We start from the raw sequence: 22203 nt of genomic DNA on the forward strand, positions 1-22203 counted from the left end.
GGAGGCCCGTTCCCGCTGCGCCTGCCGATGACCGAACAGCTGCCACTGAAGACCGTCGCCGACCTCAAGCTGCCCCGCTACCTGGGCACCTGGTATGAGATCGCGCGCCTGCCCATGCGCCACGAGCCGGAAGGCTGCACCGATGTCTCGGCGCACTACAGCCTGCTCGACAACGGCAACGTCAGCGTCCACAACCGCTGCCGCATGGACGGCCAGGTCGAGGAGGCCAGCGGCGAAGCCTGCCCCGTCGACAACGACAGCGCGCGCCTGGAAGTGAGCTTCCTGCCCAAGGGCCTGCGCTGGCTGCCCTTCGCCAAGGGCGACTACTGGGTCATCCAGATCGCTCCGGACTACAGCGTGTCGCTGGTTGGCAGCCCCGATCGCCGCTACCTGTGGCTGCTGGCACGCGAGCCGAAGCTGGACGCCACCGTGCGGGACCATTATCTGGCCACGGCGCGGCTGCAGGGCTTCGATCTGTCCGAACTGATCCACACGCCGCACACCGGCCATCCCACCGCCTGACCCATCACCATGGACCTGAAAAGTGGCTATCCCTGGTGGGCCGTACGCAATGGCCTGATCCAGGCATTTCCCCCGCTGGAGGGCGACCTGCGCTGCGATGTGCTGGTGGTCGGCGGCGGCATCACCGGCGCACTGATCGCCGATGAGCTGTCACGTCACGGTCACGAGGTCGCCCTGATCGAGCAGCGCGACATCGGTTGGGGCAGCACCGCCGCCAGCACCGCGCTGTTGCAGTACGAGATCGACACCCATCTGCTGGAACTGGCCCAGCGCTATGGCCACGACGCGGCCACGCTGGCCTACCGGGCCTGTGCCGAGGCGATCCCGGCACTGGGCGAAGTGGCGCGTGGCCTGAAGGACGTGGACTTCCGGCGCATGGACAGCCTGTACCTGGCCAGTCGCCACCGCGACGTGCCCCGCCTCATGGCCGAGGGCCAGGCACGCCGCAGCGCCGGCCTGGACGCCCGCTGGCTGGACCCGGAGGCGCTGGCGGAGCGCTTCGATGTGGACGCCGGCGGCGCATTGCTGACCCGGCAGGCAGCGCGGGTCGACCCTTACTGCCTCACCTATGGATTGCTGAAGCGGGTGCGCCAGCGCGGCGGCCACATTCACGATCGCACCGTGCTGCACACGCTGACGCCAGGCACACGGGGCGTTACCGCCAAGACCGAATCAGGCGCGACGATCCGCGCAGGCCACGTGGTGCTGGCGATGGGATACGCCAACCAGCGCTGGCTCTCGCAGCGCGTCGCACGCAACCGCAGCAGCTATGCCTTCATTACCGACCCTGTCGATGCCGCGGTGCTGGGCCCCCTGCAGCGCACGATGGTGTGGGAAAGCGCGCGCCCCTATCTGTACCTGCGGGCCACCGGCGACCGTCGCCTGCTGGTGGGCGGGCTGGACGATGCCATCGATATTCCGGCACGGCGCGACCGGCGGGTGGAAGGCAAGGCGGACAAGCTCATGAAGCAGCTGCTGCACTGGTTCCCCAAGCTCGACCCGGTGCCGGCATTCTCATGGGCCGGTACCTTCGCCGAGACCGCCGACGGATTGCCGTTCTTCGGCCCGCATGAACAGTGGGGGCCGCGCGTGCACCTGGCAATGGCCTACGGCGGCAATGGCATCACCTATTCCATGATCGGCGCACAGCTGCTGCGGGCCCGCATCGAGCGGCGCAAGCATCCGCTGGCGGAGCTGTTCGGGTTCGGGCGGCTGTGACCTGCAGCCGGGCATGGCCCGGCTCTACCCCAATCCGGCGCCGACAGGCATCATTCAAGCACGCCCTGCTAGCGTCGGCCTGTAACGCCGCGTGTGGCGTGGTCCCTGTCCGCTGGAGCGCCAAGATGATCCGCCCCCTGACCCTGCTGTTGTGCCTGGCCCTGCCCGGGACCGTGCTCGCCCAGTCCGCTGCCGGCGCCACCGCACCGCAGGCATCCGGGCTGGATCTGACATTGCCGCAGGCGCCGATGCGTTACCTCAACGATCCGACGTTGCAGCAGGACCCGCCGGGCACCTACTACGGTGACAAGAGTGGCCCGCGCGTGCACGACGATGCCGGCATCGCCGACGTGCAGGACGACAAGGTGAAGGTCTCCGGCAGTTTCACCACCGGCATCGGGTACTCCAAGCGGGGTGGCAACAGCCACTACAACGCCGCCACGCTGAATCTGAGCAAGAACTACACCACCGACGAGGGCAAGACCCGCGGGGTGAACCTCAACATCCACGTCAGCGAAGGCGAGGGCCCGGGCTTCTTCGGCCCGTATGGCGGCTACTACGGTCGCGGCCCCGGCTACTGGGACTACCCGCCGCCCTACGGCTGGTAAGCAGCGCCGGGCCATGCCCGGCGAGCGCAGCGCATGCATCAGGCCGCCGGGCATGGCCCGGCGCTGCCCGAGGCGCTCAATCCAGCCAGCCGTCGCGTTCGCTGTGCAGGATGCGGCCGTCATAGCCGCTCAGGCGCACCTCGACCTTGTGGTTGCGGGCATTGCGCGCTTCCAGCGACCAGGTGGCGCCATCGCGCTCCAGCGAGTGGATCTCGCGCAGGCCCTGCGACTGTGCCTTGGCCAGCACCTGCTCGGTCGGCAGCAGCGCGCGGCCGTTGTGCTCATCGAAGATCTCGCCGGTCTTCGGGTCCACGTAGACCTCGCTGAAGCGGCCATCGGCGCGGCTGACGTCGGCTTCCCACAGGCCGTCATCGCGTTCGATCTCGTGGATCTGGGTGTAGCCGGCCTTGCGCAGGGCCTGCTCGGCCTGGGCCATGCCCAGCGGTGCAGCGTGCGCGGCCGGAGCGATGGCCAGCACGGCGACGGTGGCGAGGGTGAGCGACTTCAGCATGGGAGTTCTCCTGTTCGTGGCCGGACCATTCCGGCAGCACCACGATGCCGCGGTCGGCTAACAGCCCCTTAGCGGCCATCGTTAGTCGGCTGTTAGTCGGCGGTGCCATGCTCGCGCCTGTCGCCATCGCCCGAGGATCCGTCACCGATGCTGGTCTCCCTGCCCCTGCTGCTGGCCCTGGCCACTCCGGGCTCCGCTGCCGGCCCTGCGCCGGACCCGGCGCAGCAGGTCGCGCGCCGCGCCGTGCAGCAGGGCCGTTACGTGCCCCTGGAACAGGTGGTGCGCGACGCGCTCAGGCGCCAGCCCGGCCAACTGCTGGAGGTGGAGTTGGACGACGCGGTGTACGAGGTGGAGATCCTGCGTGACGACGGCGCAGTGGTGGAGCTGGACTATGATGCGCGCAACGGGACGTTGTTGAAGATGGAACTGGACGACTGATGCGGATCCTGCTTGCCGAGGATGACACCGAGCTGGCCAAACGCCTGCAGCCCCTGCTGGAGCAGGCCGGCTACGTGGTCGATGTGGCCACCGATGGCCGTCGTGCGGAAGAGATCGGCCAGATCGAGGACCTGCATGCCGCGGTCGTCGATCTTGGCCTGCCCGGCCTGGATGGACTGAGCGTGATCGAGCGCTGGCGTGCCCATGGCCGCGATTTTCCGGTGCTGGTGCTGACCGCACGCAGCCGCTGGCACGACAAGCTGGCCGGCTTCGATGCAGGCGCCGATGACTACCTGACCAAACCGTTCCAGGCCGATGAACTGGTGCTGCGCCTGCGTGCCCTGATCCGCCGCAGCCGGGGCCACGCCAGCCCGCGCCTGCAGTGCGGCCCCCTGCAGCTTGACGTCAACGCCGGTCGCTTTGAACTGGACGGGCAACCGTTGCCGCTGAGTCCCCAGGAGTTCCGCGTACTGAGTTACTTCATCCATCACGCCGGCCGCGTGATCAGCCGCGACCGCCTCGGCGAACAGGTCTTCGAAGGCGGTTACGATCCGGACTCGAACGCGCTGGACGTGCTGCTTGGCCGGGTGCGGCGCAAGCTGGGCGTGGAACTGATCCATACCGTGCGTGGCCAGGGTTGGCGGCTGGCCGAGGCATGAGCGCGCGCCAGCCTTCATTGCGGCGGCGGCTGCTGCTGGTGGGGGGCATCGGCCTGGTGCTGGTGTCGGTGCTGGCCAGCGTGCTGCTGGGCGAGCTGTTCAAGCGCAGCGCGCGCGACCGTCTTGACGGCGAGTTGCAGCAGGACATGCTGACTCTGCTCGCGCAGGCGGAGATCGATCCCGACGGACAGCTTCGGCTGCGCCAGGAACCCAACGACGCGCGCTTCCAGCGTGTGTTCTCCGGCGCCTACTGGCAGATCACCGACCGCAACGGCAAGGTGCTGCTGCAGTCGCGCTCGCTGTGGGACCAGACGCTGCCGGTCACGGCCACCGGCCCGACCGAGCGCAATCTGAGCGGGCCGATGCAGCAATCGCTGCGTGCCCGTGTGCAGCAGGTGCGCCTGCCACGTGCATCGCAGCCCTACATTGCGCTGGTTGCCCATGATCGCAGCGCGCTGGACGCGGACACCGCCGCCTTCCGTCAGCGCAGCGCGCTGGCGCTGGGCCTGCTGGTCGCGGCATGGCTGGCGGTGCTGGCCAGCCAGGTGCATTTCGGCCTGCGCCCACTGCGCGGCCTGGGCCAGCAGCTGGAACGCATCCGCCGTGGCGATGCCGAGCGCATCGACCGCAGCCGGCTGGATCTGGAGATCGCGCCGCTGGCCGACGAGCTCGATGCCCTGCTCGATCACCACCAGCGCATGGTCGCGCGTGCGCGCAGCAGCGCCGAGGACCTGGCGCATGCCCTGAAAACGCCGCTGAGCGTGCTGGCGGCCGAGGCGGAGGGTGAAGGACGCGGCTGGCGGCGCACGGTGCACGAACAGGGCGCGCGCATGCGTGCGAGCATCGACCGCTACCTGGCCGCCGGCCTGGCCGTGGACCACCACCAGCGCAGCGATGTGGCGCCCGCAGTGGAGGCACTGTGCCGGTTGATGACCCGCGTGCATGCCGGCCGCCGCATCCGCTTCCAGATGGACGTCGCACACGGGCTGACCTTCGCCGGCGCAGCCACCGACCTGGAGGAGATGCTGGGCAACCTACTGGACAACGCCGGCAAATGGGCCGCCAGCGAAGTACGCCTGCGGGCCCTGGCCAAACAGGACCGGCTGCATATCGAAGTGCGCGACGACGGCCCGGGGCTGGACGAAGCCAAGCTGGAGAGTGTCCTGCAACGTGGCGTACGCCTGGACGAACGGGTGGAAGGCAGCGGCCTGGGCCTTGCGATCGCAGCGGAGATCGCGGCCAGCCACGGCGGCTCACTGCGCCTTTCCAACGAGAACCCGGGGCTGCGCGCGCGGCTGGAACTGCCGCTGGCCCCGACGGACGCCCCGTCTCCCCGGTAGAGCCGCCCCGGCGCTGCACGACCCGCCTCAGCGCTGATGCATCCACCAGCAGTCGATGGCGTCGAGCACGATGTGGATCACCAGGCCGATGCCCACCAGGCGGGTCTTCTTCGGCACGCACAGCCCGGCATACACCGCGATCGCCGGCGCGGTGTGCAACGGGTGGAAGCCGATGCTGCAGCGGTTCGGCGCGTAGATCGGATCGGCCAGCAGATGGTCGAGGTCGATGATCCAGCCCAGCAGCATCAGCAACCACGCCGACGCAAAGCGCTTGTGCCAGAACAGCCATGCCAGCAGGGCCGGCACGGCGGCATGCAGGAACAGGTGGAAGATCGCGCGGGCGCTCATCAGGACCGATAGCGCCGGGCCATGCCCGGCGTTGCCGCAGGCATCAGACCAGCGGCTCGTCGGACAGGTAGGTGTAGCCGGTCAGGCCCGCCTCCAGCGCCTGCGACAGTTCCTGCGCACGCTCCGGCGACAGCCCGGCGGCAGCCACGCGCTGGGCATAGGCCGCGCGCAGGTCGTCCAGCCGGTAGCCCACGTAGTCCAGCATCACGTCGGTGGTGTCGCCACGACGCTGCTGGGTGATCGCGTAGCCGTCCGCATCGGCCACCACTTCCACCGCGTCGGTGTCACCGAACAGATTGTGGATGTCGCCCAGGATCTCCTGGTAGGCACCGACCATGAAGAAGCCGATGCGGTAGCTCTCGCCGTGCTTGATCGCGTGCAGCGGCAGCGAACTGTCCAGGCTCTCGTTCTCGACATAGGTCTTGACCATGCCGTCCGAGTCGCAGGTCATGTCGGCAATGATGCCGCGACGGTCCGGAACTTCGTCCAGCCGCTCGATCGGCACGATCGGGAACACCTGGTCGATGGCCCACGCGTCGGGAATCGATTCGAACACGCTGAAGTTGACGAAGTACTTGTCGACCAGGCGCTCGTTCAGTTCATCCAGCGCCGGACGGTGGCTCTTCTCGTCATAGCTCAGGCGCGCACGCACGCCGTGGGCGATGGCGTAGAACAGGTCGTCGATGCGCGCACGCTGCGGCAGGTCGATCTGGCCCAGCGCGTAGCTGGACAGGCCTTCGGCATGGAAGTGCTGCGCCTCCTGGAACAGTTCCACCGCCGGGCGCACGTCCAGTTCCTCGTGGATCTCGCGCAGATGACGGATCGAAGCCGGCTCGTCATCGTGCTGGTCCGGCACGCGGCCTTCCTGCGCCTGTTCCACTTCGGACACATTCGCGATCAGCACTGCATGGTGCGCGGTCATCGCACGGCCGCACTCGGTAACGATGCGCGGGGGGGGCAGGCCGTGCTCTTCGCAGGCGTTGGCCAGCGGCTGCACGATGTTGCTGGCATACGAATTCAAGCCGTAGTTGATCGAGCAGAAGCTGCGCGAACGGGTGCCTTCGTAATCCACGCCCAGGCCGCCGCCCACGTCCACGTGGGTGATCTTCGCGCCCAGCTGCGACAGTTCAACGAAGTAGCGGGTGGCTTCGCGCATGCCGTTGGCGATGTCGCGCACGTTGGAGATCTGCGAACCCATATGGAAGTGCAGCAGGCTCAGGCAATCGGCGTACTCGGTATCGCGCAGCGACTTCCACAGGTCCAGCAGCTGGCGCGGGGACAGGCCGAACTTGGCCTTGTCGCCCCCGCTGTTCTGCCACTTGCCGGCGCCCAGCGACGCCAGCCGCATGCGCACACCCAGGCCGGGCTTCACGTCCAGCGCCTTGGACTCTTCCAGCACCAGCTTCAGCTCGGACGGCTTCTCGATGACGATGAAGGTCTGCAGGCCCAGCTTGCGACCGATCAGGGCCAGGCGGATGTACTCACGGTCCTTGTAGCCGTTGCAGACGATCAGGCCGCCCGGGCGCGACAGTGCCAGCACCGCCATCAGCTCCGGCTTGCTGCCCGCTTCCAGGCCGAAGCCCTCGCCGTGGTGGCTGGCCAGGGTACCGGCCACGCCGCGGTGCTGGTTGACCTTGATCGGGTACACCGCGGTGTAACCACCCGCGTAATCCCAGTCCTGCTGGGCCTGGGCGAATGCCGCCTGCAGCTTGCCCAGGCGCTGGCCGAGGATGTCCGGGAAGCGCACCAGCAGTGGCAGCTTGGCGCCCGCCTCGCGGGCGGCGTCCACCACCTTGGGCAGCGACACCACCGGGCCGTCCGCCCCGGTCGGTCTCACCACCATGTGCCCGGCCTGATCCACGTCGAAGTAACCATCCGCCCAATGCGGGATCGAGTAGGTCTTGCGGGCTTGGTCGAGGGACCAATCGGTCATTTCAGTCGGCCTTGTTGGCAATAAAAGGGGGGGCATGATAACGCCTATATGCCCACAGGTTCGTTATCATGCGCGCCCGCGCCCGTGACCCGGCTCCTGCCGGACCTGAACAGGCCGATCCGTCCGGATGTGGCTTGCGCCACGCGGCCCCGTGCCGCCAACCCGGCTCTACCCCCTCCGAACAGGACCCCAGAAGGACACGTCCCATGACTGACAGCAACAACTGGTACATCGAGCATTTCGAGCGCACCGGCTCGGCCATCGGCTACCGCATCACCGGCAAGCTGGACGAGGTGCAGTCGCCCTTCCAGAAGATCGAGATCTTCCAGACCACCGACTGGGGCAACCTGATGACCATCGATGGCGCCATCATGCTGACCAGCAAGGACAACTTCTTCTATCACGAGATGATCAGCCACCCGGTGCTGTTCACCCACGCCGCCCCCAAGCGCGTGGTGATCATCGGTGGCGGCGACTGCGGCACCCTGCGCGAAGTGCTCAAGCACAAGGGCGTGGAGAGCGTGACCCAGTGCGACATCGACGAGCAGGTCACGGTGATGGCGCGCAAGCACTTCCCGGAGCTGTGCGACTCCAATGACGATCCGCGCGCCGAACTGCTGTTCGACGACGGTGTGGCCTACATGGCCAACTGCCCGGCCGGCAGCGTGGACGTGGTGATCGTGGACTCCACCGACCCGGTCGGCCCGGGCGAAGGCCTGTTCAACAAGGCCTTCTACGAGAGCTGCTTCAAGGCGCTGAAGGACGATGGCATCCTGGTGCAGCAGTCCGAATCGCCGCTGATGCAGCTGGAACTGATCAACGAGATGCGTACCGAGATGGGCAAGGCCGGCTTCGGTTCGTTCAAGACCCTGCCGTTCCCGCAGCCGTGCTACCCGACCGGCTGGTGGAGCGTGACCATGGCGCGCAAGGGCGACAGCAGCTTCGACTTCCGCCAGGCTGATTCGGCCGCCAAGACCTTCACGACCCTGTACTACACCGCCGCGCTGCACACCGGCGTGCTGGTGACCCCGCCGTTCGTGCAGGCGGCACTGAAGAGCTGATCCAACAAAAAACCCGCGCTGGCAGCAGCGCGGGTTTTTCATTTGCGGGCAACGCCGGGCGATGCCCGGCGTTTCGCTTACAGCGCCCAGATTCCGGCAATCACCGCCGCCACCAGGCCCCACTTGATGACCTGGTAGGCCACCACGCTGCGCTCGCGCAGCGCCTTGGCCTTCAGGCGCACCTTGTACAGGCTGCCGAATGCCTTGTTGACACCCCCGGTCGGATCACCTGGCAGGTTCGGCGAAGCGCCACCGGCCAGCAGCGTGGCGGCCACCGCACGGTTGAACAGGCCCGGCAGGCCGAAGCGCAGCGGGCGCGCGATGTCGCAGAACAGGATCACTCGGTCCTGCTCGGTCTCGTTATGCGCGTGGTGGATGTAGGTTTCGTCGAACATCATCCACTCGCCGTCGCGCCAGCTCTTCCGGATGCCGTCCACTTCGATGTAGCAGGCATCATCGTTGGGGGTGCTCAGGCCCAGGTGCAGGCGCAGCGAACCGGCGAACGGATCGCGGTGCGGACGCAGCTCGCTGCCCGGCGGCAGCTGCGCGAACATCGCTGCGCGAACATCCGGAATCGACTCGATCAGGGCCACGGTCTTCGGGCACAGCGTCTTCGCTGACGGGTGCGAGGGGCCGTACCAGCGCAGGTAGAAGCGCTTCCAGCCACGGCGGAAGAACGAGTTGAAGCCCGCATCGTTGAAACTGCTGGACGCAGCGATCTTCTGCGCATCGCGCAGCGCCAGCGCCTCGTCACGGATCATCTGCCAGTTCTGGCGCAGGGGTTCCAGCTGCGGGAACTCCTTGCCCGGGTCCAGAAACGGCGTGGTCGGCACCTTCGAGAACATGTACATGACCACGTTGATCGGGGCCATGAAACTGGAGTGGTCCAGCAGCTGGCGCGACCAGCGCGCGCGGACCTTGCCACGGAAGTGGATGTACAGCACGCAGGCCACGAACAGCACTGCCAGTACGATCTTGATCATCAAAAACTTTCCTCCGGCGGCAGCCGGAACGGGAATCAGGGGGCGATGCACGGCGCAGGCGGCCGGCATCGGTGGCAACGCGGCAGGGGACGGGGACGTGCCGGAACGGGGCGGCCGCCGATGTCGCGGATGAACAGCTTATGGTCGGCAGGCCGTGCGCCGGGGTCAAGCCACACGTGCGCCATGTTCAGCGGCGCTTGGCTGAACGGGTGGATTTCTTCTTCAAATTATTGATTTTCAATGCCCCAAGCCGAGAAGTGAGACGAAATTGTCCGCCCGTGCGCGACGAACTGTTCCAGCCACGGCCCCGACATTTCTCCGACAGAACGTGGATTAGCGAACTTGCCGGTACTAAAATTGACTTAACGAAAGTTTAGCCAGTTTCCCCCGCCTCACCGGTTCGCTTGACGCTTCAGCGCCGCCCACCGGGTCGTCCGAGACCCCGCCATGCCCCTTCCTGCCTCCCCCTGCCAGACCTGCGGCGATGACGCCACCACGCCCCTGCTGCTCAAGCGTGGCGAACGCCTGCTGGCCCCCGATGTCTATCGCACCTGCCTGGATGGCCGCGAGGCCGTCATCAAGGACTACTCCCGCTATCGCGGCACGCCGCTGTCGCTGGTCGCACGCCTGATGGTGCGCCGTGAAGCGCGCATGCTGCAGCGCCTGGGCGGCTGGAAGCACGCGCCGGCGCTGCTGGGAACACTGGGAGGCCTGGCACTGGGCATGGAGTTCATTCCCGGCCAGACCCTCAGCACCGCCCAGGCAGTCGGCAATGAAGTGTTCGAGCAGCTGCAGCACGCACTCAGCCGCCTGCATGCGGCCGGCATCACCCATAACGATCTGCACGGCACCAACGTGGTGGTCAGCGGCGGCGTACCGGTGCTGCTTGACTTCACCTCGGCCTGGCGCGCACCGCGCTGGCTGCGCCGCAATCCGCTAACCCGGCAGATGCGCCGCAGCGACATGAAGAACCTGCTGAAGATCCGCCAGCGCGTGACCGGGCAGGCGCCCAGCGCCACCCAGGCCGCCCTGGTGGCCGACCCCGGCTGGGTGGCCGCAGTGCGCCAGGGCTGGAAGCGGTTCTATAAGTGGGCGAAGCGCCGGTAAGCGTCGCTCCGCTCACCGCTTTACCGCTCCTTGTAGAGCCGAGCCCATGCTCGGCTGCTCTTTGTAGAGTCGAGCAAGCTCGACTCTACATGACGGCGGAAGGGCAGCCGAGCATCGGCTCGGCTCTACAACATCCCGCCGGACGGCTTACAGCGCGTCTGCGTCCAGCTCGCCGGTACGGATACGCACCACGCTGCCCAGGTCATACACGAATACCTTGCCGTCGCCGATCTTGCCGGTACCGGCCGCCTTGACGATGGCTTCCACCACCGCCTCCACCTGGTCATCGGTCACCGCCACTTCCAGCTTCACCTTCGGCAGGAAGTCGACCACGTACTCGGCGCCACGGTACAGCTCGGTATGCCCCTTCTGGCGGCCGAAGCCCTTGACCTCCGTCACCGTGATGCCGGTGACGCCACGCTCGGCCATCGCTTCGCGCACGTCGTCGAGCTTGAACGGCTTGATCACCGCCATGACCATCTTCATCGTCGATCTCCTGTCTTCCGGCGTGGAGGATAGCGCCTGAACGCGCCCGGTGCGACGCCGCGGCTGCCTGTCCGGGCAGCGCGCGCCGGCAGTATCCTTGTGGCTGAACGGCCTGCCCGCGCCTGATGCGCGGGCGCCACCCACGGAGCACCCCATGATCGACCTGAACCAAATCGATGACCTCGCCCGCCGCCTCAGCGACCTGGTGCCGCCGGGCCTGCGCGAATCACGCGAGGAACTGCAGGCCACCTTCAAGAGCGCGCTGCAGGCTGGGCTGGCCAAGCTCGATCTGGTCACGCGCGAGGAATTTGAAGTGCAGCGCGCGGTGCTGCTGAAGACCCGCCAGAAGCTGGATGCGCTGGAAACAGCGGTGCGCGAGCTGGAAGGGCGCCGCGCCGCAGAATGAAAAAGGAGGCGCGCTGCGCCTCCCACTTACAGATTATTTCCCGGATGGGGCCTTGCAGCAAGGCCCACCTGGCCCCCTAGACTCGCCGGCCTGTCGATCCGGCAGGACAACCTGGGGGTATCGCGATGACGCAGGACACCGAATGGACACCCGTTTCGCAGGACACCTGCGATCAGGTCGCCGGGCCGTTCTATCACGGCACCCGGGCCGACCTGGCCACGGGCGATCTGCTGGTTGCCGGCTACGGATCCAACTATCGCGATGGCGTGGTGATGAACCACATCTACTTCACCACGATTGCCAAAGGTGCCGGGCTGGCCGCGGAGATGGCCCGGGGCGAGGGGCGGCCGCGTGTGTACGTGGTGGCACCGACCGGGCCGTTCGAGGACGACCCGAACGTCACCAACAAGAAGTTTCCCGGGAACCCGACGCGGTCGTATCGCAGTGCGCAGCCGCTGCGGATTGTCGGTGAGATCACCGAGTGGGAACCCTACGATGCGGACTTCATCCGGCAGTTGAGGGAATTCGTCGCATCGGGGAGTGGCGAGATCATCAACTGATGGTCTATTGGTGCTGAGCGTTGCGCACATCTTCATCGGCATCGTAGATGTCAAGGCCGAGCTCGATGCCGCGCTCTCCCAGGGCGAGCAGGACCTTGGGCGAAAGCGAGACACCATCATTGCTACTGCCCATGAAAAGGCCGCAGAACAGGTCAGGCCGGAACCGTGCCAGCGACTTCCATATGGCGGGATCTCCGGTGAGCTGATCAAGGATCTCAAAAATCTGAGCCTCCAGATCTTCAGGCTCACGACGCATCGCGGCCATTCGCCAGCTTCCGGTCCTGGCGATACGCACGACGCCCGAGTGGCTGCCTGCAAGTTCCTGGCCCTTGTGATGCGAGGCGGTTGGAGCCGCCCCCAGCAGAGCACTGATCTCATCCGGCAGAAGGTCGTCGCCGAAAAATCGAAGCGTTACCAGGGAATGATCGAATGCTGCCATTGAAGTCGGGTCGTCCTTTTGGAATGTCTTTCAGTATGCGCGTCCCGTCGATGTCAGCCTTGATCGGACCTGCGCGATTGCCCAGTGCCTGGCACGCCTGTCCATCAATGCGCGGGCTGCGTCTGTAGTGCACTTGGCCCCCTGCGCAGCAGGTACATCGCGACCAGGAAGGGCCACAGGGAGTTGATGGAAGAGAACAGGCGCTGGGTGAGTCCCCTGAAACCCTGCGGATCCGCGCCCACCAGGTTCAACCATAGATAGACCACTGCCGCGATGCTCACAACGGCAGTCACGGCATAGGCCCTTCGGTTGGCCGACCAGGCCCGCAGTTCGATATGCGACATCGCCGGCGCAATGATGTTCGCGATACCGATGGCGTAGAAGCCGTGCATCGGATGACCCATGGGCCAGAGCCCATTGGTCAACATGGAGACGCCAAAGATCATCCAGCAGGCGGCACCCACGGCGATCCGGCGACCGGATTCCCGCCATAGCGCGATGGCAAACAGTACGAACCCCAGCCCGCAGCCGATGGCGGCGATCCGTCCGCACAGGCTTGCGAGCGCGGGTGCCTGCAGCAGCTCGCTGGCGTGCTGTGCAATCGGGTTGTAACCGGGTGCGAGCATCGCAGCAACGGTGGTCCAGAACAGGAACCATGGCAGGGGTATCAGACCCGCGAAAAGAAGAGGTCGGCTGTGACGCAACATCTGCAATGATCCTTGTCGGGGTCTGCGGGGGCGGCGAATCCATTCAAACACCACCGCCTTCTCGTACTGCGGGCAGCCACGTCCCCGTGCCTGCCGCGGCAGTCAGACTCGGCGTGGCGCGCTGGACGGTCAATAGGTGGGAAGTCACTCGCACCTTCGCAGGCGCGCGCCGCACGCTGTCGCAATCAACGCACTCGTCTCTCTCCAACAGACGAATCTGACGGATCCGTCCCAGAAATGCCGAAAGCCCCGCCGTTCAAGCCTCTCGCGCCACTTCCCCCTATGCGACAATGCCAGAAACGTCTCGGGCCTTGGCGGCATTGGCCCCGATCCCTTGGCATTCCCCACAACGGCGGGTAATCGTTGCTCCGCCATCGTGCATCGGTGGCCGGGCCTCGAAAACCCGTCGTTGGGAAGTAGTTTGCGCCTGCCAGCCGGCACCACCGCAAGTGGTGTCGGCTGGCAGTCCGTCTGCCGGCTATGGCGGGCGGTGCGTGGGGGCCTCGTGCCCGCCGGTTCCCAACAGCCCGGTTTTCGAGCCACGCATCGTCCGCCACCTCCATCGGTGGCGGCTTCTGTCTGCTTTCAAGGAGCCTGCCATGACAACACCGCATTCCCCGCCGCCGCGCCCCGTCCAGGAAGCGCCCTCGCCCTCGCCCTCACCCGAACCCCCCAAGACCCCAACACCCTCATTGCTGCCCTGCACAGCATCGGGTCCGGTGCAGCATCTGATGGCCGGCCCTGGCCCGAACGCCATCCCCTGCGAGGTCGGCAGATGGCACTGGCCGACGCCGACTGTGCGTTGGCAGGGCAGCGCATCGTGCAGGAGGTCGCGCTGGCGGCCGAGCGCACGCGCCAGAACGGAGCGCCCGAACAGTTCGTGGGCGATCGGGTGATGGAAGGCTTGCTGATGGCCAATCTCGCGCTGACGTCCCTCATCCAGGAACGGGTGCGACCACCGGCCTGAGCCTGCGCTGGCCCCCATCCAAGGCCTCCACGGGCGGGCTGCCACCCGCCCGTGCCGTCGCATTCCCTCAGTAGTCGTAGCTCACGCTGACGCGCAGCGAGCGCGGTGCCTGCCGTACCGTCGCTGCGCCGTACAGCGGGTCCGGCTGCCCCGGATCCAACTCGGAGTACGGCGATTTCCACAACGCCACCTGGCTGTTGAATACGTTGAACACATCCAGGTTGAAGCCCAGTCGCCCAGCCGCCACCGAAGGCCGGTAGGAGACACCCAGATCCAGCTGTTTCAGCCAGGGCAGCCGCCCCTGGCTGCCCGGAGGCGCGGGCTGGCCGTTGTAGAAGTGGTAGGCAATGCCGTAGCCGGAAGGGTCTTCGAAGTTCGGGCCATACGAACCCAATGCGCTGAACGGCGCGCCGGAAATCACCTTGATGTTGGCCGAGACCAGCCATTCCGGCGTCAACTGGTAGTAACCATGCAGCTTGAACTGGTGGGTGTGGTCGTTGCTCTGCGGCCCGTTGGTGTGTTCCATCAGCTGCGCGTAATCCCAGGCCTGCGTGGTCGACACCGCCGTCTGGCCGATGCCCGACAGCAGCTGCCCTTCGGTGGTGCCATAGCTGCGCGACCACGTGTAGTCCGCCCGGCCATACCAGCGGCCATCAAACGGGTGCTCCAGCGACAGGTTCACCGCGTAGTAGTTGCGCTTGAACCTGGGGAAGCCCATCTCGGCATTGGTCAGCGGCACGCTTACGTAGTTGCCGCTGGTATCGACCAGATTGAAGGTGTTCGCACGGCCAGGATTGATCAACCAGCAACTGACCGGATTGCTGTCCTTGGTGACGTCATACCCCAGGCTGTCGGCCTTGGCCAGCACCGCGCCGATATCGCAGTAGTCATCCACGCCGCTGCGCAGCACCCGATAGGTCGCCTTCGCGCCGTACACCCAGTTCTGGCCGAGCGCCCTGCTGAAGCCCAGGATGAACTCGTCCTGGTAGGACGGCTCGATGCCGGAGGTCGCCACCGTCTTCGGATCGGGCAGCACGCCGTAGTAGTTGTTGGCCGACACCGCGCCGGAGAACGCGGTGAGGTCGGTTGGATAACCGTTGCTGTCGATGCCGCCATAGGTGTAGTACGTCGAGGTGGCCAGCGTCGCGCCCGCCGCGTTGAAGGCCGGGTTGAGCGGCAGCGCGAGGTAGTAGCGACCCGCGTTGCCGAACACCTTGAAGCGCCCGTCGCCGTCGACGTCCCAGCTGAAGCCCAGCCGCGGCGCCCACTGACCGCTGGTCTGCTTGATGTAGGCGTCGCCATCGCGGTTGTAGTTGGTGAACTGATCCAGGCGCAGGCCCAGGTTCAACAGCAGGCGGTCGGTCACCTGCCAGTTGTCCTCGATGTACTGCGCCCGCTGCGAGGCGCGTACCGACGCCAGTGCGCTGTAGATGTACTGGCGCACGTAATAACCCTCCTCACCATTGCGGATGCCGCCGGTGGCCGGCACGCCCAGGCCGGTATTGAGGGGCACGTTCGGGTTGGACTGGCCATAGATCCAGTAGTAACCGTCGGCGGAGGCCACCGAGCCACGGTTGAGCGCACGGGCATTCTGGTTGTCGATGCCGACCGTGATGCTGTGGTTGCCCCATCTGTAGTTCGCATCCAGTCGCAGGTTGTTGGTGCGGTTGCCGCGATCCGGGTTGACCAGCAGCGACGTGGTCTGCGCATTGGTGATCGGCGTACCACCGTTCAGCGCCGGATTCTGCAGCGTGGCGCTGCTGATGTAGGTCAGGCTTCCGTCGTAGGCCGGGTTGCCGATGTAGTCATCGGTACGCATTTCGCCATACTGCGCGCTGACGGTAAGCCGGTCGGTCAGGTAGCCGGTGTACTTGGCCGTCCACAGGTCGCCACCGGTCTTGGTGGTGTCTTCCTTGCCACGCTGCGCACCGCGGGTGAGCGTGTCGTAGTCGTAAGCGAAGCTATCGCCCCGGAAGACATTGCGGCTGGAGGCTCCGGTCAGTTCCAGCAGGTGGTTGTCGGTGATGTTCCAGTCCAGCTTGGCGTACCAGCGCGGGCGGTCGTACTCATAGCGGGAGTAGGCATTGGTCGCCTCCACATTCTTGACGTCGGTGCCCTCACGGCGCTCGAGCTCGTACGAGCCGAAGAAGAACAGCCGGTCTTCCAGCAGCGGACCACCGGCGTAGATGCTCTGCGTGGTCACCCACTCGCGGTCCTGGCTTTCCGGTGAATACAGCGCGCCATTGCCCGGGTAACGCACATCGTCCTTGTCCGAGCGCGTGGACGCTGGTTCCCAGGTGACCTGGCCACCGAATCGCCACTGATTGGTGCCGCGCTTGCCCACCGCATTGATGACGCCGCCATCGGAACGGCCGTACTTGGCGCTGTAGCCACCGGTGTAGATTTCCTGCTGGTCGATGCTGCCGTAGGGCAGCGTGAGGCCACCCAGACCGCGCAGTGGATCGGTGCTGTTGAAGCCATTGATGTAGTAGGCGTTCTCGGCAGCGGACGAACCGCCGAAGCTCACCAGCTGTGCACCGGTCGGGCCGGCATAGGTGCCATTGCCACTGTTGCCGTTGACCCCGGGCGCAAGCTGCGCGATCGCCTCGGCCGAGCGACCCAGTGGCAGGCGCTGCAGCTGCTCGGCCGTGATCACCGTGCGCGAGTCCACGCTGCTGACATCGATCGCAGCCGCTGCCCGGTCGGCGCTGACCTGCACACCGTCCAGCCGGGTGACGTCAGCGAAGGACACCTCGGTACTGGCGCCTACCGTCAGCGAAATGCCCTCGCGGGTCTGCAGCACGTTCCCTTCGGCATCGCGTGCTTCCACCACGTAGCGGCCCAGTGGCAGCTGGCCGACGGTAAAGCGGCCTCGCCCATCGACCGTCACCTCGCGGGTGAGGCCGGTATCGCTGCGAACGAAGATGCGCTGGGCGGTGGCCGGCGCCTGTCCGGCGATCGCGCCGGTGGTGGACTGTGCATGAAGTGTGGGAGACGCGGTGGCAAGCAACACCGCCAACGCCAGCAATCGCGGGCGCAGTGAAGAACGAGCTGTCGTCATCGTGGGCTGTACGGGTAGTGGGGGAAGCAATGCCAGCCGCAATCGGTGGACCAGACATCGCACATTCATTAACCCCGCCCGCGCCCCAATGCAGAAATGCTCAGTGGTTATCTGCTTTTGGCCGACCGTCATAGCGCGCCGCGAGCGCGTCGGTGCCGCACCCTCGTGCCACGCAGGAAAGCCCTAGGCGCTTGGCCAGCAATGCCTGATGGCGACGGGCAGAGTGATGGCCGCACCATCGAGCCTCTCTTTGCAGGAAGCACACATGAGCCTGGCCCTGGTCTACAGCCGTGCCCGCGCCGGGGTCGAGGCCCCGCTGGTGCGGGTGGAAGTACATCTTTCCGGTGGCCTGCCCGCCACCCAGATCGTCGGCCTGGCCGAAACCAGTGTGCGCGAGTCGCGCGAACGCGTACGTGCGGCGCTGCTCTGCGCGCGCTTTGATTTCCCGCAACGGCGCATCACCCTGAACCTGGCGCCCGCCGACCTGCCCAAGGAAGGTGGGCGCTACGATCTGGCCATCGCTCTGGGCATTCTTGCCGCCAGTGGCCAGATCCCGCCGCAGTCGCTGCTGCCGTACGAGTTCCTGGGCGAGCTGGGCCTGACCGGCGAGCTGCGCCCGGTTGCAGGCGCGCTGCCCGCCGCGATCGCGGCGGCCGAAGCGGGCCGCATCCTGGTGGTCCCACCGGGGAATGCGGCCGAATCGGCGCTGGCCGAACACGCCGACGTGCGCGTGGCCCGCACGTTGCTGGAATGCTGCGCCGGGTTGGGCAATCCGCGCCTGCTGCCGCAGGTTGAGCGGGTGGACACCATGCCCCCGCCGCTGCCGGATCTGGCCGATGTGCGCGGGCAGGTGCATGCACGGCGCGCGCTGGAAGTGGCTGCGGCCGGCGGGCACCATCTGCTGCTGATCGGCAGCCCCGGTTGTGGCAAGACCCTGCTTGCTTCACGCCTTCCCGGGCTGCTGCCGGCGTCCACCGAGATCGATGCGTTGCAGCTGGCGGCCATCGCCTCGGTCAGCGGCGAAGGGCTGGACCCGAAGCGATGGCGGCAACGACCGTTCCGCGCGCCACACCACAGCGCCAGTGCTGCGGCACTGGTGGGCGGCGGCAATCCGCCCTGCCCCGGCGAGATATCACTGGCGCACCATGGGGTGCTGTTCCTGGACGAACTTCCCGAATGGAACCGCAGCGCGCTGGAGACCCTGCGCGAGCCGCTGGAATCGGGCCACATCCGCATCGCCCGCGCTGCACGCAGCGTGATGTTTCCGGCGCGGTTCCAGCTGGTCGCGGCGATGAACCCCTGCCCCTGCGGTTGGGCCGGCGACCGCAGCAACCGTTGCCTGTGCACCGATGAGCGGATCACCCGCTATCGCGCGCGAGTCTCCGGCCCGTTGCTGGACCGCATCGACCTGCACGTCGCGGTGACGCGCATGGATGCGGTGGAGCTGCGTGAGAGCACGCCGCTGGGCGAGCCCAGTGATGCGGTGCGCGGGCGGGTGGAGGCTGCGCATGCGCGGCAGCAGATGCGCGGGGGACTCAATGCGCATCTGCCGCCCGCTGCGCTGCGCGCGTGCACGCGGTTGGGCGAGGCCGACCAGGATCTTCTGGAACACGCCATCGAGCGCCTGCAGCTGTCAGCGCGTGCGATGCATCGCATTCTGCGCGTGGCACGCACGATTGCCGATCTGGCCGGGTGCGAGAACATCCAGACCGCACATCTGGCCGAGGCGATTGGCTATCGACAGCTGGATCGGGGGAAGGCGAGCCAATGATGCTGCGTCATGACCGCAGCCGCTCCAGCAATGCCGGCAGCCATTCCGGCTTGAACACGCAGGCAGGCTGCTCTCTCATTTCCTCTGCGCGCCACCACTTCCAGTCCGTGATCGTGGCGTTCTCCTCTTCTGTCCAGCCGTCACGTCGAATGGCTGGCTGTGCGGGAGCGTGAACCAGAAAATACGTCTCCAGCCATCGCGCGGGTGTCGAACGGGCGACCGCATAGACGGCGTCCCTTTCCTCAACGAGCCTGCCGATCTGCAGGTTCAGTCCGGTTTCTTCCCGGAGCTCGCGCCGCGCCGCGTCCAGATAGCTCTCGCCCGGCAGAAGTTCACCGCCCGGGGTCGCCCAGAAGGGCGCGTGGTGTTCGTCGTGGTACCGGAACAACAGAAGCCTTCCGTCTTCATCGACGATCACCAGGCGCGCGGATCGTCTGGTCTCCATGATTTCCTCCGTCTGTCGATGCCCGCTGGACCGCACACGATAGGCGAAAGCTCAAGAGATGAAAAAGAACATGCGCAGCTGCTTCATGCCGCAGTCATGGCGTGCGGGCCCTTGGCGGAACGGGCGACGAGGCTTGGCAAACGTCGGTGGATCGGCCAAAGTTCGGGCTTCATGTCTCCTCATGCGCGCGGCCCATGACACGCCTGCTCATCATTGAAGACAATCCTGAGCTGGTAGCCAATCTGTATGCGTTCCTGGAACCACTGGGCTACGTGCTGGACGATGCGCGGGACGGCGCCAGCGGGCTGCGCCGCGCGACGGAGAACGACTATGACGCCGTTCTGCTGGACCTGATGCTGCCCCGCCTCGATGGGATGACGCTGTGCCACAGGCTTCGGCAGGAGTTCCAGAACCCCATACCGATCCTGATGCTCACCGCGCGCGACCAGGTGGACGACCGGGTGCAGGGCCTTGCCCTGGGCGCGGATGATTACCTGGTCAAGCCGTTCTCACTGGCCGAGCTGGATGCCCGCATCAAGGCCCTGGTACGTCGAGCCCAGGGCCGGCAGGTGGACACGGTGATCGCGTGGCAGGAGCTGCAGGTGGATACGCGCTCGCCGCAGGCATGGCGGTGCGGCAAGGCGATCAGCCTTACGCCGACGGCCCACAAACTGCTCGTTTCACTGGTGCGGGCGGCGCCGGCCGTCGTGCGCAAGCAGGACATGGAGTACCTGATCTGGGGTGACGAGCCGCCTGACAGTGGCGCGTTGCGAACGCATATCCACGAGTTGCGTCTGCAGGTGGATCGGCGCTTCGACTACCCGCTCATCGCAACGGTGCACAGCGTAGGCTGGCGTCTTTCCAACGCCGCGCCCGGGCAACCGGAGTAGATCATGCCGACGGGGCCGACGGCGTGGACGTCGATCTATCAGCGGATGTCGCTGCGGACGCGCATCACGGTCTCCTTCGTGCTGCTGATGGCCGGAGCCATGTGCTTCATCGCCGTGGTCGAGCTCGTCGACTATGACGAGGTACGCGCCTCGGCGGTCTCACGGGCGCAGGATGGCGAGGTACGCAGGCTGGAGGATGCGATCCGCCTTGGATCACCACGCGTGGTCACGCAGGACAGTCAGCTCTATGACGAGGAGAACGTGCCGACCGTGCTGCGCCAGTATGGTCCCGGTTACCACGGCGAGCCCGCACCCAACGAGTGGCACCTGCGGGTGTTCGATGTCGAGGGCAAGCGCTACTACCTGCTCCAGGACGGCGAGCACTATGCCTACCTTGAGCACCTGATCAATGCCTTCGCTGCACTGGTCATCCTGACCTGCGTACTGTGTGCCTACTGGATCGGGCGACTGACGTCGGCCCACGTCATCGCTCCGATCACCCGACTTTCCGAGGCGGTGCAGCACACATCCAAGCCGTTCCCGTACCAGGACGCGCGCGACGAAATCGGCGTTCTTGCGCGTGCCTTTGCCCAGCATAGCGATGAGCTGGAGCGGTTCCTGCACCGCGAGCGGTGCTTTGCCGGAGACGCCAGCCACGAGCTGCGTACGCCCTTGGCCATCATCGCTGGCGCGGCCGAGACACTGCTTCACCAGTTGCCGTCCGACAGCCATCTGCTGCCCAGCGCCGACCGCATCCTGCGGACCACACAGGAGATGCAACGCCAGCTGACCTGCCTGCTGCTGCTCTCCAGATCCCCTGCGAGCCTTTCTCTGACCGACGTCCCGTTGCGTGCCATTGTCCAGGAGTGCATGGCACGCTGCGCACCCTGGCTCGCAGGGAAGCCCGTGACACTGCGGCTGGATGCCCCAGAGGAGGTCACTGTGGTCACCCATGCGGAGCTGGCGCATTGCGTCGTGTGGAATCTGCTGCGCAACGCCTGCCAGTACACCGACAAGGGCGAGGTCCGCATCGACCTGCGGGAGGGCGAGCTGGCCATCGCCGACACCGGTCCGGGCCTGCCCCCGACCATCGACCCTGCCCAGTTCAGCAGGTTCCTTCCCAGCGCACGCCAGGATGGCGAAGGGCTGGGGCTGTCCATCGTGCAGCGCGTGGTAGAGCACCTTGGGTGGCAGATGAAGGTGGAGACATCCGCTCAGGGGTGCCGATTCCTGCTTCACCTGTCCTCGCCGCAAGCGCGTGCCTGACACTTTGCTGACATTGCCAGCCACATTCTGGCCACCTTTTCATGGAGAGGCAGGTCACCAATGCAGCAGCAGGCACCGCAGGGCGAGGGCAAGTACCGGCACGGCAGAACCGGATTCCGACGCATCCTGCACACCCTGATTCACTCACGCGACGGTTTCATCGCCACATTCCGCGGGGAGGCAGCATTCCGCCAGCTGCTTGTCCTGCACGGCCTGCTCATGACGATCGCCTGTGTGCTGGACATCAGCGCGGTGGAGCGTGCCGTGATGCTGGCCGTCAGCCTGCTGAGCCTCGTGGTTGAACTGCTCAACTCGGCCATCGAGGCGGTGGTCGATCGCATCTCGCTCGAGTACCACCCCCTGTCGAAGAACGCCAAGGACATGGGCAGCGCTGCGCAGAGCGTGGTGCTTGTGATGGTCGCGCTGGTATGGGCGGTGATCCTGCTGGGTCCGCATCCGCAGCTGACAACTTCCTGA

23 protein-coding genes and 1 pseudogene are annotated in these 22203 nt (G+C 66.3%); 15 read left to right on the forward strand and 9 right to left on the reverse strand.

Annotated elements, in window-relative coordinates; genetic code table 11:
* The first annotated feature begins 27 nt into the window (after nucleotides 1–27).
* The 3 genes from N8888_RS17495 (at nucleotide 28) to N8888_RS17505 (ending at nucleotide 2348) form a co-directional block, all read left to right on the forward strand.
* Nucleotides 28–522 (forward strand): lipocalin family protein, encoded by a 495-nt coding sequence (locus tag N8888_RS17495; RefSeq protein WP_053520408.1) that lies wholly within the window; start codon nucleotides 28–30, stop codon nucleotides 520–522.
* A gap of 9 nt (nucleotides 523–531) precedes the next feature.
* Complete coding sequence (locus N8888_RS17500; RefSeq protein ID WP_263176250.1) at nucleotides 532–1740, forward strand: NAD(P)/FAD-dependent oxidoreductase; 1209 nt, start codon at nucleotides 532–534, stop codon at nucleotides 1738–1740.
* Between the two features lie 125 nt (nucleotides 1741–1865).
* A complete protein-coding gene (locus N8888_RS17505) occupies nucleotides 1866–2348 on the forward strand; it encodes a hypothetical protein (RefSeq protein WP_053520406.1) in 483 nt (160 codons plus the stop codon).
* 76 nt (nucleotides 2349–2424) lie between these two features.
* On the opposite strand, the gene N8888_RS17510 is transcribed toward N8888_RS17505, so the two are convergent.
* Nucleotides 2425–2859 carry a PepSY domain-containing protein gene (locus N8888_RS17510; protein WP_262218987.1) on the reverse strand — a complete coding sequence of 145 codons (435 nt, stop codon included), beginning with the start codon at nucleotides 2857–2859 and terminating at the stop codon, nucleotides 2425–2427.
* 147 nt (nucleotides 2860–3006) lie between these two features.
* Here N8888_RS17510 and N8888_RS17515 point away from each other — a divergent pair, with 147 nt between their 5' ends.
* Genes N8888_RS17515 through N8888_RS17525 form a run of 3 tightly spaced genes read left to right on the forward strand, consistent with a single transcriptional unit; the run spans nucleotide 3007 to nucleotide 5296 of the window.
* A complete protein-coding gene (locus N8888_RS17515; RefSeq protein ID WP_053520369.1) occupies nucleotides 3007–3297 on the forward strand; it encodes a PepSY domain-containing protein in 291 nt (96 codons plus the stop codon).
* Complete coding sequence (locus tag N8888_RS17520; RefSeq protein WP_053520370.1) at nucleotides 3297–3956, forward strand: response regulator transcription factor; 660 nt, start codon at nucleotides 3297–3299, stop codon at nucleotides 3954–3956. The genes N8888_RS17515 and N8888_RS17520 overlap by 1 nt, the downstream gene beginning before the upstream one ends.
* A complete protein-coding gene (locus tag N8888_RS17525) occupies nucleotides 3953–5296 on the forward strand; it encodes a sensor histidine kinase (protein ID WP_263176255.1) in 1344 nt (447 codons plus the stop codon). The genes N8888_RS17520 and N8888_RS17525 overlap by 4 nt, the downstream gene beginning before the upstream one ends.
* A 27-nt stretch (nucleotides 5297–5323) precedes the next feature.
* Here the strand turns inward: N8888_RS17525 and N8888_RS17530 are convergent, their stop codons facing one another.
* A complete protein-coding gene (locus N8888_RS17530; RefSeq protein ID WP_263176257.1) occupies nucleotides 5324–5644 on the reverse strand; it encodes a DUF6122 family protein in 321 nt (106 codons plus the stop codon).
* Between the two features lie 43 nt (nucleotides 5645–5687).
* Nucleotides 5688–7577, reverse strand: coding sequence for an arginine decarboxylase (gene speA / locus N8888_RS17535; RefSeq protein ID WP_053520373.1), 1890 nt, complete (start codon nucleotides 7575–7577; stop codon nucleotides 5688–5690).
* A gap of 206 nt (nucleotides 7578–7783) precedes the next feature.
* On the opposite strand from speA, the gene speE reads away from it, so the two are divergent.
* Entirely contained in the window at nucleotides 7784–8638 is an 855-nt protein-coding gene (speE, locus tag N8888_RS17540) for a polyamine aminopropyltransferase (RefSeq protein ID WP_053520374.1), read from the forward strand.
* A 77-nt stretch (nucleotides 8639–8715) separates the two neighbouring features.
* On the opposite strand, the gene N8888_RS17545 is transcribed toward speE, so the two are convergent.
* Entirely contained in the window at nucleotides 8716–9621 is a 906-nt protein-coding gene (locus N8888_RS17545; RefSeq protein WP_053520375.1) for an aspartyl/asparaginyl beta-hydroxylase domain-containing protein, read from the reverse strand.
* Between the two features lie 447 nt (nucleotides 9622–10068).
* Between N8888_RS17545 and N8888_RS17550 the strand changes: the two genes are divergently transcribed.
* Complete coding sequence (locus N8888_RS17550) at nucleotides 10069–10728, forward strand: RIO1 family regulatory kinase/ATPase domain-containing protein (RefSeq protein WP_053518133.1); 660 nt, start codon at nucleotides 10069–10071, stop codon at nucleotides 10726–10728.
* 147 nt (nucleotides 10729–10875) lie between these two features.
* Here the strand turns inward: N8888_RS17550 and N8888_RS17555 are convergent, their stop codons facing one another.
* Nucleotides 10876–11214 (reverse strand): P-II family nitrogen regulator, encoded by a 339-nt coding sequence (locus N8888_RS17555; RefSeq protein WP_065174353.1) that lies wholly within the window; start codon nucleotides 11212–11214, stop codon nucleotides 10876–10878.
* A 154-nt stretch (nucleotides 11215–11368) separates the two neighbouring features.
* On the opposite strand from N8888_RS17555, the gene ubiK reads away from it, so the two are divergent.
* Nucleotides 11369–11620: a ubiquinone biosynthesis accessory factor UbiK gene (gene ubiK, locus N8888_RS17560; RefSeq protein WP_053518135.1), complete on the forward strand. Its 252-nt coding sequence runs from the start codon at nucleotides 11369–11371 to the stop codon at nucleotides 11618–11620.
* 125 nt (nucleotides 11621–11745) lie between these two features.
* Nucleotides 11746–12180 carry an NAD(+)--rifampin ADP-ribosyltransferase gene (gene arr, locus N8888_RS17565; RefSeq protein ID WP_074900061.1) on the forward strand — a complete coding sequence of 145 codons (435 nt, stop codon included), beginning with the start codon at nucleotides 11746–11748 and terminating at the stop codon, nucleotides 12178–12180.
* Nucleotides 12181–12184: 4 nt separating this feature from the next.
* Here the strand turns inward: arr and N8888_RS17570 are convergent, their stop codons facing one another.
* Nucleotides 12185–12619: a DUF4279 domain-containing protein gene (locus tag N8888_RS17570; RefSeq protein ID WP_263176261.1), complete on the reverse strand. Its 435-nt coding sequence runs from the start codon at nucleotides 12617–12619 to the stop codon at nucleotides 12185–12187.
* Nucleotides 12620–12723: 104 nt separating this feature from the next.
* Complete coding sequence (locus tag N8888_RS17575; RefSeq protein WP_263176263.1) at nucleotides 12724–13326, reverse strand: DUF998 domain-containing protein; 603 nt, start codon at nucleotides 13324–13326, stop codon at nucleotides 12724–12726.
* A 599-nt stretch (nucleotides 13327–13925) separates the two neighbouring features.
* Here N8888_RS17575 and N8888_RS18780 point away from each other — a divergent pair.
* Nucleotides 13926–14293: pseudogene (locus N8888_RS18780) on the forward strand (hypothetical protein).
* Nucleotides 14294–14360: 67 nt separating this feature from the next.
* Here the strand turns inward: N8888_RS18780 and N8888_RS17585 are convergent.
* Nucleotides 14361–17354: a TonB-dependent receptor gene (locus N8888_RS17585; RefSeq protein WP_263176266.1), complete on the reverse strand. Its 2994-nt coding sequence runs from the start codon at nucleotides 17352–17354 to the stop codon at nucleotides 14361–14363.
* 265 nt (nucleotides 17355–17619) lie between these two features.
* On the opposite strand from N8888_RS17585, the gene N8888_RS17590 reads away from it, so the two are divergent.
* Entirely contained in the window at nucleotides 17620–19125 is a 1506-nt protein-coding gene (locus N8888_RS17590; RefSeq protein ID WP_263176267.1) for a YifB family Mg chelatase-like AAA ATPase, read from the forward strand.
* Nucleotides 19126–19132: 7 nt separating this feature from the next.
* Here N8888_RS17590 and N8888_RS17595 read toward each other — a convergent pair whose 3' ends face one another.
* Nucleotides 19133–19570, reverse strand: coding sequence for an NUDIX hydrolase (locus tag N8888_RS17595; RefSeq protein ID WP_053518143.1), 438 nt, complete (start codon nucleotides 19568–19570; stop codon nucleotides 19133–19135).
* Between the two features lie 194 nt (nucleotides 19571–19764).
* On the opposite strand from N8888_RS17595, the gene N8888_RS17600 reads away from it, so the two are divergent.
* Genes N8888_RS17600 through N8888_RS17610 form a run of 3 tightly spaced genes read left to right on the forward strand, consistent with a single transcriptional unit; the run spans nucleotide 19765 to nucleotide 22203 of the window.
* The gene (locus tag N8888_RS17600; protein WP_111187239.1) at nucleotides 19765–20460 is read left to right on the forward strand and encodes a response regulator transcription factor; all 696 of its coding nucleotides are present in this window, start codon (nucleotides 19765–19767) and stop codon (nucleotides 20458–20460) included.
* Nucleotides 20461–20463: 3 nt separating this feature from the next.
* Entirely contained in the window at nucleotides 20464–21726 is a 1263-nt protein-coding gene (locus N8888_RS17605) for a sensor histidine kinase (protein WP_263176271.1), read from the forward strand.
* A 60-nt stretch (nucleotides 21727–21786) separates the two neighbouring features.
* Nucleotides 21787–22203 carry a diacylglycerol kinase gene (locus N8888_RS17610; RefSeq protein ID WP_111187238.1) on the forward strand — a complete coding sequence of 139 codons (417 nt, stop codon included), beginning with the start codon at nucleotides 21787–21789 and terminating at the stop codon, nucleotides 22201–22203.

Origin of the sequence: Stenotrophomonas maltophilia, from assembly GCF_025642255.1 — a bacterium.
GTDB lineage: Bacteria > Pseudomonadota > Gammaproteobacteria > Xanthomonadales > Xanthomonadaceae > Stenotrophomonas > Stenotrophomonas maltophilia_P.

Coding starts and splice junctions, on each gene's coding strand:
- N8888_RS17495 (WP_053520408.1), top strand. CDS start 28: ATGACCGAACAGCTGCCACTGAAGACCGTCGCCGACCTCAAGCTGCCC.
- N8888_RS17500 (WP_263176250.1), top strand. CDS start 532: ATGGACCTGAAAAGTGGCTATCCCTGGTGGGCCGTACGCAATGGCCTG.
- N8888_RS17505 (WP_053520406.1), top strand. CDS start 1,866: ATGATCCGCCCCCTGACCCTGCTGTTGTGCCTGGCCCTGCCCGGGACC.
- N8888_RS17510 (WP_262218987.1), bottom strand. CDS start 2,859: ATGCTGAAGTCGCTCACCCTCGCCACCGTCGCCGTGCTGGCCATCGCT.
- N8888_RS17515 (WP_053520369.1), top strand. CDS start 3,007: ATGCTGGTCTCCCTGCCCCTGCTGCTGGCCCTGGCCACTCCGGGCTCC.
- N8888_RS17520 (WP_053520370.1), top strand. CDS start 3,297: ATGCGGATCCTGCTTGCCGAGGATGACACCGAGCTGGCCAAACGCCTG.
- N8888_RS17525 (WP_263176255.1), top strand. CDS start 3,953: ATGAGCGCGCGCCAGCCTTCATTGCGGCGGCGGCTGCTGCTGGTGGGG.
- N8888_RS17530 (WP_263176257.1), bottom strand. CDS start 5,644: ATGAGCGCCCGCGCGATCTTCCACCTGTTCCTGCATGCCGCCGTGCCG.
- speA (WP_053520373.1), bottom strand. CDS start 7,577: ATGACCGATTGGTCCCTCGACCAAGCCCGCAAGACCTACTCGATCCCG.
- speE (WP_053520374.1), top strand. CDS start 7,784: ATGACTGACAGCAACAACTGGTACATCGAGCATTTCGAGCGCACCGGC.
- N8888_RS17545 (WP_053520375.1), bottom strand. CDS start 9,621: ATGATCAAGATCGTACTGGCAGTGCTGTTCGTGGCCTGCGTGCTGTAC.
- N8888_RS17550 (WP_053518133.1), top strand. CDS start 10,069: ATGCCCCTTCCTGCCTCCCCCTGCCAGACCTGCGGCGATGACGCCACC.
- N8888_RS17555 (WP_065174353.1), bottom strand. CDS start 11,214: ATGAAGATGGTCATGGCGGTGATCAAGCCGTTCAAGCTCGACGACGTG.
- ubiK (WP_053518135.1), top strand. CDS start 11,369: ATGATCGACCTGAACCAAATCGATGACCTCGCCCGCCGCCTCAGCGAC.
- arr (WP_074900061.1), top strand. CDS start 11,746: ATGACGCAGGACACCGAATGGACACCCGTTTCGCAGGACACCTGCGAT.
- N8888_RS17570 (WP_263176261.1), bottom strand. CDS start 12,619: ATGGCAGCATTCGATCATTCCCTGGTAACGCTTCGATTTTTCGGCGAC.
- N8888_RS17575 (WP_263176263.1), bottom strand. CDS start 13,326: ATGTTGCGTCACAGCCGACCTCTTCTTTTCGCGGGTCTGATACCCCTG.
- N8888_RS17585 (WP_263176266.1), bottom strand. CDS start 17,354: ATGACGACAGCTCGTTCTTCACTGCGCCCGCGATTGCTGGCGTTGGCG.
- N8888_RS17590 (WP_263176267.1), top strand. CDS start 17,620: ATGAGCCTGGCCCTGGTCTACAGCCGTGCCCGCGCCGGGGTCGAGGCC.
- N8888_RS17595 (WP_053518143.1), bottom strand. CDS start 19,570: ATGGAGACCAGACGATCCGCGCGCCTGGTGATCGTCGATGAAGACGGA.
- N8888_RS17600 (WP_111187239.1), top strand. CDS start 19,765: ATGACACGCCTGCTCATCATTGAAGACAATCCTGAGCTGGTAGCCAAT.
- N8888_RS17605 (WP_263176271.1), top strand. CDS start 20,464: ATGCCGACGGGGCCGACGGCGTGGACGTCGATCTATCAGCGGATGTCG.
- N8888_RS17610 (WP_111187238.1), top strand. CDS start 21,787: ATGCAGCAGCAGGCACCGCAGGGCGAGGGCAAGTACCGGCACGGCAGA.